Genomic DNA, 11,371 nt, shown 5'->3' with positions numbered 1-11,371 from the left:
AATTTTAATGTATCACTTGAAAAAATAAGAATTCAGTGCCATTTTAGCTGAAGTAGCACAGGGATGCTATCCTACATTTTTAACATTTCATTAACTTACATTATTTTATTGACTATCAATTAATTAAATGTATGTTGATTTTTATTTTACATCATAAAACACTACTTTTCATGAAAAATGCAGCACGAATGCAGCACGCAAATGTATAATTACAACTTTTATATTTCAGAATCACCAAACAAAAATGGAACCCATAGTATCAAATTAAGATACTATGAAAATCGTCATGTAAGAATCCAAATCGACACGGGAATTGAAATTGCAATGAAGTATTGGAACAAGGATAAATCGTTCCTTAAAAAATCAAAGGAAGTGGGTTCTGAATTTGTTCAACTTACCCAAATGGACAGCTTGGCCAATCAAATAGTTTCCAGCTATCGAAATCAGGGCAGGCCACTTTCAAAAAAGATGTTCAAGAAACAATTTGAAGAAGGAGAACCGTCCATCAATTCAAAACCTGTCCAAGACTTTTTTACTGAATTCGACCATTATCTGGAAAGCAAAAAGAGCAAGGTGGTCAAAGATGTTATCAAGGATTACAATTCACTTAGAAAGCATTTGGAGGGTTTCCAGGAATTTTCGGGAATCATCATCGATTTCAATGCTTTTGATTATCATTTCTACCAAGAATGGACGGATTACCTAGCGTACCATGCTCCATTAAAGAATGGGGGTGTCGGAATGAAGAACAATACCATAGGCAAGTTGGTGAAGAACTTAAAGGCTTTTTTAAATGACCGTATGCGTAGAAACCGTATCAAGCCCATTGATCTTTCAGCATTTAAGGTAGTTCAAGAAGAAGTGGACCATATCTATCTGTCCGATGATGAAATTCAGTCTATTGCGGCCGTAGATTGTAAAGCCGATGAAGAATTGGAGAAAGTAAAGGACTTTTTTGTAATTGGGTGTTTGACAGGGCTTCGGTTTTCCGATATTTCGAGGATTCGACCTGAGTATTTGGACGATAATGGGTTTTTGAATATTCGACAGAAGAAGACATCTGGCCGAATTGTAGTGCCACTTCGTTCCCAAGTCAAGAACATTTTGGGAAAATATGATGGATATGCTCCCGATATTGACTCATTCACTTTCAACAGGCGTATAAAGGAACTTGGGGATTCGGCCAAACTTCACCAAAAAGTAGAAATTGAACATAAACGGGGAACCATTAAAGAAGCTCAACTTTTGGAGAAATATAAATTGATAAGTTCCCATACCTGTAGGCGTTCCTTTTGTACCAATGCTTACCTAAATGGCATCGATGTGCAACTCATCATGAAGATTTCCGGCCATAAATCAGAAAAAGCTTTCCGTCGTTATCTCAAAATTTCAAACTATGAGGCCGCACAAAAATTGAAAGAGGCCTGGGGAATTTCATAAAAACGAAATCTTGCTTGCTTGTCAGGAAAAATTAAACTTCGTTTTTGAATTTTAAGTTTAGTGAGTACCGTGTGCTTTTGAGTTCCCCAGATTTGACTAATATGGATTTGTTGACCAAATCCTTTAAATCACGTGTGGCTGTTGATGCTGATGTTCGGGCTATACGGATATAATTATCTGCACTAAGGCCTCCTTTAAATCCACTATATCCGGCTTTGAACATACGTTGGACTACTTTTAGCTGGCGTTCGTTCATCAAACGGGAGTATTGATCAAAGAATCTGGCTTTTTGAATCAAAAAGTCAATGGTTTTGATGGTGTGTTGTTGTGCTGCAAGTATAGTTTCCCCAAAGTATAGTAGGAATTCAGTAAGGTCTAATTTGAAATTATGGGCTTCGATGGAAGAATAGTATTCTTTTTTGTTTGACTCAATGGTCTGTGATAGGGATATAAGTGCTGGTCTGCCCAAATCCATGGAAATCGATTTTTCTGAAATCCCTCTAGCAATACGTCCATTTCCGTCTTCAAAGGGGTGGATGGCCAAAAAGTAATAATGTGCCAATCCTGACTTGGCCAATGGAAGCATTTTGGATTTGTTTGTCGTGTGGGTTTCGTTGAACCAACGAACATAAGCTTCCATTTCATTTGTCATTTTTGATGAGGGGGGTGCTTCATAATGTACCGTCGGCTTGTCGAGGCGTCCTGAAACAACCTGCATAGGATCTTCATGGGTACGATATCTTCCAATATCCACTAAATCCCTTCTGCCATTGGCGAGCATCTGATGCCACTCAAAAAGTTGTTCATGGGTCAATGGTACTGCATATGTTCGATATAGATTGACCATCATTTCAGATATTCCATATTCAGCTTGGGGAAGTTTCTTTCTTTCCGTTTCAAGTCCTAAGTTTTTTTTGATGGATTCCTGAATACTCCCACGGTCAAGATATTCCCCTTCAATTGCCGAAGTAGTTAGTGCCTCATCCGACAAAACTTCAATTAAAAGCTCATTTTTGTCTTCCTCATCAATATGTTTAATTGAACCTAGTGCTACTCCACTTGTTTGAACAAACTGATATTCCAGGTCCTCCAAAGCTGCTTCATCATATCTGAAATTGGGCCAGTCTTGTTGTTGCCAGTTCCATTTAAAAGCTGTCATGAGCCAAATAATTAAGGTTTATAGCTCAAAAATAACATAAAAATGAGCTATAAATTAAATTTTTATAGCCCAAAAGAGAAAAATGGAAGAAACGGTCACTGAGAACTCCTAAAAACGGATTATTTGATTTGATATAGAAGAATTGTTTTCAGCTGTTTGTTGGTGCTTATATTGTGCTTAATTTTTTCCGGGAGAAGGTGGTATATCTTACTCACTTTGTAAAGTCTAAATATTGGAGCTACTGAAGTTATTAGCTTGTAAGAGAAATATTTGTAAGATGACATTTTGTCTTAAACAATCGCTAATTGTTTGTTTCTTTATGTAAAATAACGTCATATAATCCTACAAGTATTATGGTATGGATTTTGATTTTTAACAAACTTTTAGTGAAATACATATGGCAGGTCTTTTTTTAAATTTTTTCGAAGCAGAAATAGAAGGGCAAACTTTTCAATTGTCGAAAGTTCCATTTTCAGACTACAGCACAAAAGAAAGTTATCTTCAACTTCAAGACGAATACCCCGATTTTCAATTTTATAGGGTTAGGGATGAAATATTTTATTGGGGCAAATCGGGACTAACTAAGGTTTTACCATTAAATAGTAAAAAAGAATCTATAAGTCTTTTATCTGTTCCGAAAATTGTAAGTAAAATTCTTGAATCTTGCTTGATGGACGCTTTAAGTAGGGATGAAAGATTAGAGGTAATTCATAAGAGGTATTCCCATTCTTGGGAGGTTATTTCTCCAAATAATAAACTTCAAGGGATTAATGGCCTATCTGCACATAATTGTTATACGATTTCGCCAAAGTATTTTAAAAAAGAAAAGAAGAATATTCTTGGGTTCACTATTTCTCTAAGAACCAAATATGTGTTTACACAGGATAAGCAAACTTTAGAAGCCAATGGATTTGACACCTCGGGATTAAGAGGGGATGAGAATTCGATTCATGCAAACAAGCAAGCAATCAAACGATATATTGACGCAATGGGTAAGCGCCAAGAATTTGAAAGTTTTGAAAAGCAAAATTCCAATAACGCTTCCAATTATAACAATATTCAGAAGTTTGTCGGTTGGCTAAATAAAAATATCTTGCCAGAAGTAAAACTGCCTAACGAAGGGAAAATTAAACCGTTAAAGGCTTACAACATTCCATCCGCGGAATTTAGCTTTGATGTACTTAGGAGGCCAAAACGTTTTTTTTATGCTGGACAAGAGAACACTAAAAATTTGCCCTATTACAACCAAATGGTCAAAGAATATAAGCCAGCATCCTATGAGGAGATAAGCAGCAATTTAAAAATTGGCGTGATATGTCCTACTAAGTATGAAGGACGAACAGAAACTTTCCTTAAAACTTTAAAAGATAAATTAGAATCCGAACTTCATATCAATGAAGTTGTGTTTAATACAGTTTTTGTGCCGGATGAAAAACTAGATTCTTATGCTTCTGTTATCTATAATGATGAAGTATTGGAAACAGAACTGGTTATAGTTGTTGTAAGTGAAGATCAAAAAACTATTCCAGTTCCATCTTCTCCTTATTATTACTGTAAGGCAAAACTTATTGGCAATGGTATTCCTACACAACAGATTACCATTGAGACAATTAATGGGGCAAATTCCTTTTCTCTCACTAATATCTCATTAAATATCTACGCCAAAATAGGGGGTACTGCTTGGACGATTGAGAAGGAGGATAAATTAAAAAAAGAGTTCATTATAGGTATTGGGTCTACTACATTACAAGATGGCAAACACGTACTTGGCTTAGCGCAGATTTTTGATCCAGATGGGCGTTACCTAGTCGGGGATTGCGTACCTATATCAACTTTGGAAAACTATAAGGAAAATTTAATCCTGTTCCTTGAGAAAATAATAAAACAAGAAATTGAAAGTGCGGCAATTACGGGTAGTGATGAATTCAGACTGATATTTCATATCTACAAGAGTGCGAGTAGTGAGTACGAGCTTGCCGCAGTAAAAGAAGTAGTCAATTTATTTGATAATTATACTTTTAAATATGCCCTAATACATTTGGCATATGGGCATAACTACCGTCTTTTTTATAGTGAGGGAAAGAGTGATTTGAAGCGGGGTATTTATCTTCCTCTTGATGATAGAGAAGCCTTATTGACATTTGTCCCTAATAGTAATCTCCCTTTAAAAATAAATTTGGACTGGAGGTCTAGTTTTCAAGACTTACAGTATTTATCGCAACAGGTATATTGGTTCTCCGATTTATCTCATAGGACTTATATGCCATCAAAACGTACTGTTACATTGATGTACCCTAGTTTGATGGTATCCTTGACAGAAAAACTTAAAGAAGTTGAAGGATGGGATTTTGATAGGCTTCGACATATAAACGAAAAACTATGGTTCATTTAATAGCAGAAATTAAGAGGATTAGAGAGAATATTTTACAGCAGAAAAATATTCAATCTGCTTTCTATTTATATATCAATAATGAAAGAATAGATTTCGAATTGGCCGGAGTAGAGTCTATGTCGTTATTGGGGTACAAAGGAGAACAGGTTTCAAATGATGACATTAATGCTATTATTTCAGCACAGAGTAAAAAAAATCAAATCGATAATAATGTGTTTAAATTGCTCGGTTTGTACTTGGCATGCAATGGTTCAGATCGTTTAAAAATGATATTGGATAAAAAATTTCATTCAAGTCAAATTGAACTTAAATATTTAATCTATAAAGTATTACCTGAACAGTATCGAGATAAATTGATTTTAAGCTTATCCAGTGGACAAAATAATCTGATTAGATATTTGTTGGATGAAGAGCCTAACATAGAAGAGCTTGATGAGGAAATTGACACACTATTAAAATCTACGATTGGAATTAATGAACTGGTATTGATTGAAGACTTTTTGAAGATGAATAACCGTGTTGGCTACCAAAACTTAACCGCCCTTGAAATGGTTAATCAGGTTATCAAAAATTTTCCAGAGGCAATCAAAAAAATAAAAGACAGAAGAAAGGGAAAGAATAATTTTGAATTCAAAGATGAGTATGATGTTCAAGATATTCTCTATGTTATGCTTAAACCCTTGTTTCTCATGTTGAAAGAAGAAGATCCAATACCTAAAGTAGGGGCGAGTTCAACCAGAATTGACTTAATACTTAGGGAAAAAGGTGTTTTGATTGAAGTTAAGATGATCAAGGAAAATGATACTGATGAGGCAAAGTTTATTAAACAACTTAAAGAAGACATTCAGTCTTATCACATATGCCAATGGATGAAAACTTTGATATGTTTTGTTTATGACCCTTTCGATAAAACAAAGGATAGAAATAATTTTTATGATTTGAATGGCCAGCAGACAATTAACGGTAAAACCTTTGATGTAGAGGTAATTGTTTTGAAGTAGTTGAGATACCGATATGTGTTCTACATCTGTTACAGAAGAAATAAGAAAAGACCTCACGGAATTGTGAGGCCTTTTCTTTTCTAGTGGCTCGGAATGGAACCAAATCATTGTTAGATACAGGGTTGAGTACAAATAACGGATGCAATATACCGTCTTTGTAGAAAAAAATGAGGGCAGCAAATCAGCCAACAAGATAGTGACCTAAAATCTTCCACAACGAAATATTGAGTGAATCAAATTGTGGTTCCCATTACTCCTCCTTTCTTAAAAACAAAATCTTAATCGACTCTTCTGAAGAACTTCATACCAATAAATATTTAATGATATATACATTTGTATGATTATACATTTATTTAAATAATTGTATTTGAAGTAGCTTGAATTTTTTGTAAAATACTTGTGGGAAGGGAGAAAGAAGACAATGGCTAGAGATTGTCCGAATGTTGGCGTAAACGGAATTCTTTTTCTCCCTACCCATATTTCTATATCTGTTGCCAAAAACATCGTTTTTGGCAACAGCCTCGGAGGAATCGAATAAGGATGGTAAGCCTCCGGAGGCTTACCATCCCTATCTTAGATTTGACCTCAATTCCCATACAAATTTATTTTGAATGTTTCTTGATTTGCCGTACATAAACTGATGTATGGCAAACGGGTTAAATGCTGTTCAATGTTGCTAGGTTTGTTCAATAAAGTAAATCAACAAATACCAGTAATATGAAGCGCATATTTATCATGGACGACGATGGATTAAAGGAATATGTTCCTGTAGAATCTCTTAAAAACAATTTAGCTCCAAAACTGAAGGATGAGGAGAATGAAAATCAAACTGAAAATGAAATGTTGACGATTGCCGATTTGGTCAAAAAATTTAAAGTGACCAGACCGACCATCTATTCCTGGATGGAAAAAGGGCTGCTCAAAAAGATACCTATTGGGGGACGTGTCCTGTTCCATCCCAATGACATCAATGAACTTATCAATCGGTTAAGGGGAATCTCTTCTTAGAAACAAATTGATGAACCAAAGACAAAACAGAAAATGGACTTTATATCGGAGATCTTGAAGCAAGCCATGTTTTTGCAAGCAAAAACTGCTCACTCTGTTCGCATGGCTTGTTGGGGAATCTCCCCAAACCCCTAAAATATGGCAAGACCAAAAAAGAAAATACGAGAATTAAAGGCTATTCGGGTAAACGTGAGAATGACGGTGGACGAATACCTGATACTATCCCAAAATGCAAGTACGCTGGGAATTACGATTCCCGATTATATAAGGAAAAGGGTAACGGGAAAAGCACTGCCAAGAAAAAGAATATTGCTTGAGGACAGACAACTTTTCATTGAGTTGGGCCGTATCGGGAATAATATTAACCAACTCACTAAAAAGGTACATCTGGGAATGAAACATCCCCCAATGTTAATTAATCAACTAGCAGAATTAAAGAATATTTTGGACATGCTAAAATCAAATATTGTAAAGAGTGATTGCCAAGCAGATTAAAGGAAAGGATTTCTATGGGGTGTTGGCCTACAATGAAAAGAAGATAGAACAGGGGAAAGGCCATCTGTTGGACACCAATCTTACCTATGGAAGGATCATAGATATGACCCAGGAGTTCAATTTGGTCAGACAACTTCGACCTCGACTTGGCAAAGCGGTGTATCATGTTTCATTGAACCTGCCCTATGATGATAGGTTAAGTGATGGGCAATTCACATCTTTGGGAATGGATTATCTGAAAGGCATGGGTTTCGATGACAATCAGTATATCATGTATCGACATTGCGACCAAGAACACGAACACATCCATATTGTGGCTAATCGTGTAAAGTTTTCCGGGGAAGTGGTCAGCGACAGTAAAGATTACGAACGAAGCGAGCATCTGGTTCGGAAACTTGAACTTAAGTATGGACTATCTCAGCTAAGTGATTTAGAATTGGTAGAAAAGGTAACACTTACTCATAAAGAGATTCAAAAGGCTTTTAGAACAGGAGAGCCACCATTAAAACTTATGCTTCAACAGCATCTTGAAAATGCCATCTTAAAATCAAATAATGTAACGGAATTCATTAAAGAGCTGGTTAAAATGAAAATAACTCCCAAGTTCAACATAAGCAAAAGTACTGGACGGGTAACAGGAATCTCCATTAGGTACAATAGCATTATATACAAAGGAAGCACCCTTGGGCGACAATTTTCATGGAACAATATCATCAAACGAATCGATTATGAACAAGACAGAGACCGTGCAGTTATTCTCGAAAATAATAGCACAGAACGAAGAAGTGATAGCGCTTTTAAAGAATTTAGAAGGGCATCAACACCAATTGCAGGAAAGACATTTAGTATTACTGGACAGACTATCAAAACTATTGAACAATCAAAAAGTGATATGGGAAACGTTGAAGCAATTGGATTGAAATCACATCAAACCGATGACAATCAATGGAATTCTTTTAAACTGGAACTTGACGATAAGATACGATTTAGGAAGAAAAGACGAAAAGGAAAAGGACGGAGACTGTAATGGTCAATAGTATGGATGATTTAAAAAAGTCAAAGCCAGAATGTTTAGTGAAAAAGAAAGAATAATAATAGCAATTATTACTAATGTTCTTCTATGATTCCTAGATCCTATTATTTTTTTCACTAAACAATATGGATGTGAAATTTTAAAGTAGGATTTTTTTCAACTCTGTCAGGCATATCCATTGATTAATGTTCATTATCTCTTAAAGATATAAATCAAATCCTCTTCTATGGATTTAAAGTATCTTTCTTTGATTCCTTTTCGGGAAACAAGGTCAATTTTTAGTCCAATGAGTTTTTCCAGTTCATTGGCCAAATCGATAAATCGAATACCAATCTTATCGTTGAATTCAACCAAGATATCCAAATCACTATTTTTCTTTCCTTCATTTCTAGCAAATGAACCGAAAATCGCTAAAGCTTTAATGGGATAAGAATGGAATAACCTACTCTTATTCTTTTCCAAGATTGATTTTATCTCATTTAGGGATTTCATACAAGATGGGAAGATATAAAGAATTTAAAAGGCTTTTGAGAAATAAGAATCCTTATTTGATGCCCTTAAAAAAATCTTCTAGGCTAATATCATGGATTTTGAGAATCCTAATCAGGGTATTGATGGTAAAGTTCTCACCTGTCTCCATACGCCAATAGTTTTTACGAGGGAGACCATTCTCAACCGCAAAAGCTTCATAACTGGTATATCCATTTTTGATTCTAAGATCTTTGATACGGTCAGCGATAGCTTTCCTCTCCTCTATATAATTGGCTTTCTGCATGGGCGGAAAGTTGCAGAAAACGGCGGACACATATTACGTCATATATAGCGTGAAATTTTTATTATCTTTGTTGTTAGTTTATAGCCTTATAGAGACATATAATAAAGTTATGCCATTTCAGCTATCAGATGATTTTATAAAATATGTGTTTTGTTCCAATATGGAAGCCAAAGTTCTTTTCCAAGATTCTATGGAAACATTGATGAAGTCCGAAAACTCGGATTTTATGGTTTTCAAAGTAATAGAAGGCAAGGTCAAAAATCTATCTGGTTACGATGAATGGTCTGAAGTCATAGAAATAGATGAGACAACTTTTAAGAAACTCCATTTAAATCTCTGCCAAAAAGTAGGTAGAATCGTAAGAAGTGGATTTAAGGATAGGCACTAAGCTAGTTTTAAGAATAAAATAAAACTTGAATTTTATTATTGAGTTTATTGGGAAACAGCAAAAAAATAAGGTTATAAGATGTCGGCTATTTGATATTAAGATAACAACCAACCGGCTTTTTCCCGTTTTTAGGATTATACGAACTCTGCAAATTTTGCAATTTTGATTTCGTTCCATTCTTCTTTTATTATGCTGAAATAAACATCGTTTCTACTTTCTCCATCCGGGGCAATATAATTGTTTCTAAAGACCCCTTCTTTTTTTGCCCCGAGTTTTTCAATGGCACGTTGTGACCTTATATTTTCCTGATCAGCACTGAACTGGATTCTTCTAAATCCGATATTTTCAAATCCAAAGTTCAGTAATTCATACTTACATGCTTTGTTCAGACCAGTTCCTTGAAAATTGATACCGTACCACGTCCATCCAATCTCGCATTTTTCGCTGATAGAGTTTAAATATCCATAGCGGGTACTGCCAGCAACACGATTTTTAATTTTATCTATTATTAAAAAGGGATAACATATTCCGTTAAGCTTGTCGTTGATTGTACTTGATAAATAAGTTTGAAAATCCTCTTCATCGTTAATGTGCATACCCATAAATTCCCAAATTCTCTTTTCGAAGATTATTTCTTTTAATTCTTGGTTTCTTGAATTTTCAAAGGGTACGAGTGTGCTACTTCAGCTAAAATGGCACTGAATTCTTATTTTTTCAAGTGATACATTAAAATTTCATAGGGTGTCTTTCCCTTAAATGCACCATGTGGTCTATCAAAGTTATAAAAGTCTTCCCATTGCTTTATTTTTTTGTTCAAATCCACGTCGTCGGAGTAGTCCAATAGTTGATAGAACTCCTTTTTGTCCGTGAGGTGCGACCGTTCCACCTTTCCATTGAGCTGGGGTCTTCCGGGCTTTATATAACGGTGCTCCATGCCAAGGTCCTTCACATGCCAATTGAACTTGGATTGGAATTCATGCCCATTGTCGGTTTGGACGGTATGGATTCGGAACGGGAACATACCGACCACATAATCCATAAAGTCAATGGAACTTGATTGGTTGTGCCTTTCATATACTTTCAACGCTCTGATACGTGTGCAATCATCAATCGCCGTGTACTGATACCTTTTTATCTTTTTTCCTTCTTTGGTGTGGAAAACCAAGAACTTGACGTCTACTTGAACATGGTGGCCCGGGGTTTTCTTGGCATAGCGTTTAGGTCCCATCGCTTTTCTGGTAACGGCTCGTTCGAGCGGCTTGATACCATTCCTTTTCAGGGTTCTGTAGACACTTGATTCAGAGACATTGATACTGTGATATCTTTCCAAATACCATTTGATGCGCCATGTGCCAAGTTTGTATTCCTTTCTAAGGTCCAATATCAGATCAACCGTTTTCTGATTGATTCTATTGGGGTAGGTATCAGCTTCCCTCTTTTTCCTTAAAAGACCCTTTGCTCCATGTTTGTCAAACTTTCTTTTCCAATTAAAATAGCTGCTCCTGCTAACATTGAACATTTCACAGGTCTCCTTGACCTTTCCATAATCTTTTGCAAATTCAAGTACTCTTAGTTTGAACTTCCATCTTAAGTATTGCTCAATTTCTCTTGTCTTTTCCATGTCAAAAGTGTCTCTTGATTTATTATCAAAATAGTACACTTTTAGTTGACGTAGTCACA

11 protein-coding genes and 1 pseudogene are annotated in these 11,371 nt (G+C 35.5%); 7 read left to right on the top strand and 5 right to left on the bottom strand.

What is annotated here, in order from left to right; genetic code table 11:
- The first annotated feature begins 177 nt into the window (after window positions 1-177).
- Window positions 178-1,440, top strand: a complete 1,263-nt coding sequence (locus D2V05_RS08440) for a site-specific integrase (RefSeq protein WP_119647228.1) — start codon at window positions 178-180, stop codon at window positions 1,438-1,440.
- A 31-nt stretch (window positions 1,441-1,471) separates the two neighbouring features.
- On the opposite strand, the gene D2V05_RS08435 is transcribed toward D2V05_RS08440, so the two are convergent.
- On the bottom strand, window positions 1,472-2,599 hold the full coding sequence (locus D2V05_RS08435) for a Fic family protein (protein WP_119647227.1): 1,128 nt from the start codon (window positions 2,597-2,599) through the stop codon (window positions 1,472-1,474).
- A 397-nt stretch (window positions 2,600-2,996) separates the two neighbouring features.
- Between D2V05_RS08435 and D2V05_RS08430 the strand changes: the two genes are divergently transcribed.
- The 5 genes from D2V05_RS08430 (at window position 2,997) to D2V05_RS08410 (ending at window position 8,522) form a co-directional block, all read left to right on the top strand.
- Complete coding sequence (locus D2V05_RS08430) at window positions 2,997-4,991, top strand: argonaute/piwi family protein (RefSeq protein ID WP_119647226.1); 1,995 nt, start codon at window positions 2,997-2,999, stop codon at window positions 4,989-4,991.
- Window positions 4,979-5,992: a PD-(D/E)XK nuclease domain-containing protein gene (locus tag D2V05_RS08425; protein ID WP_119647225.1), complete on the top strand. Its 1,014-nt coding sequence runs from the start codon at window positions 4,979-4,981 to the stop codon at window positions 5,990-5,992. The genes D2V05_RS08430 and D2V05_RS08425 overlap by 13 nt, the downstream gene beginning before the upstream one ends.
- Window positions 5,993-6,709: 717 nt before the next feature.
- Window positions 6,710-7,000: a helix-turn-helix domain-containing protein gene (locus tag D2V05_RS08420; protein WP_119647224.1), complete on the top strand. Its 291-nt coding sequence runs from the start codon at window positions 6,710-6,712 to the stop codon at window positions 6,998-7,000.
- A gap of 138 nt (window positions 7,001-7,138) precedes the next feature.
- Window positions 7,139-7,495, top strand: a complete 357-nt coding sequence (locus tag D2V05_RS08415) for a plasmid mobilization protein (RefSeq protein ID WP_036382084.1) — start codon at window positions 7,139-7,141, stop codon at window positions 7,493-7,495.
- Window positions 7,476-8,522 carry a relaxase/mobilization nuclease domain-containing protein gene (locus D2V05_RS08410; protein WP_119647223.1) on the top strand — a complete coding sequence of 349 codons (1,047 nt, stop codon included), beginning with the start codon at window positions 7,476-7,478 and terminating at the stop codon, window positions 8,520-8,522. The genes D2V05_RS08415 and D2V05_RS08410 overlap by 20 nt, the downstream gene beginning before the upstream one ends.
- A 198-nt stretch (window positions 8,523-8,720) precedes the next feature.
- Here D2V05_RS08410 and D2V05_RS08405 read toward each other — a convergent pair whose 3' ends face one another.
- Window positions 8,721-9,020, bottom strand: a complete 300-nt coding sequence (locus tag D2V05_RS08405) for a nucleotidyltransferase family protein (protein WP_119647222.1) — start codon at window positions 9,018-9,020, stop codon at window positions 8,721-8,723.
- 52 nt (window positions 9,021-9,072) lie between these two features.
- The gene (locus tag D2V05_RS08400; RefSeq protein ID WP_119647221.1) at window positions 9,073-9,303 is read right to left on the bottom strand and encodes a helix-turn-helix domain-containing protein; all 231 of its coding nucleotides are present in this window, start codon (window positions 9,301-9,303) and stop codon (window positions 9,073-9,075) included.
- Between D2V05_RS08400 and D2V05_RS08395 the strand changes: the two genes are divergently transcribed.
- Window positions 9,302-9,691, top strand: coding sequence for a hypothetical protein (locus D2V05_RS08395; RefSeq protein ID WP_119647220.1), 390 nt, complete (start codon window positions 9,302-9,304; stop codon window positions 9,689-9,691). The two genes, D2V05_RS08400 and D2V05_RS08395, sit on opposite strands and share 2 nt — an antisense overlap.
- Before the next feature lie 134 nt (window positions 9,692-9,825).
- Here D2V05_RS08395 and D2V05_RS08390 read toward each other — a convergent pair.
- Together D2V05_RS08390 and D2V05_RS08385 are read right to left on the bottom strand one after the other, a co-directional pair.
- Window positions 9,826-10,350 (bottom strand): annotated as a pseudogene (locus tag D2V05_RS08390) (GNAT family N-acetyltransferase); the annotation flags it as partial.
- 47 nt (window positions 10,351-10,397) lie between these two features.
- Window positions 10,398-11,312, bottom strand: coding sequence for an IS481 family transposase (locus tag D2V05_RS08385; protein WP_119646114.1), 915 nt, complete (start codon window positions 11,310-11,312; stop codon window positions 10,398-10,400).
- Window positions 11,313-11,371: the final 59 nt, after the last annotated feature.

The sequence above is a fragment of the Flagellimonas pelagia genome (assembly GCF_003584135.1).
GTDB classification, from domain to species: domain Bacteria; phylum Bacteroidota; class Bacteroidia; order Flavobacteriales; family Flavobacteriaceae; genus Flagellimonas; species Flagellimonas pelagia.
Note: the sequence above shows the minus strand (reverse complement) of the source record. Positions and strands in the feature narration are given on the sequence as shown.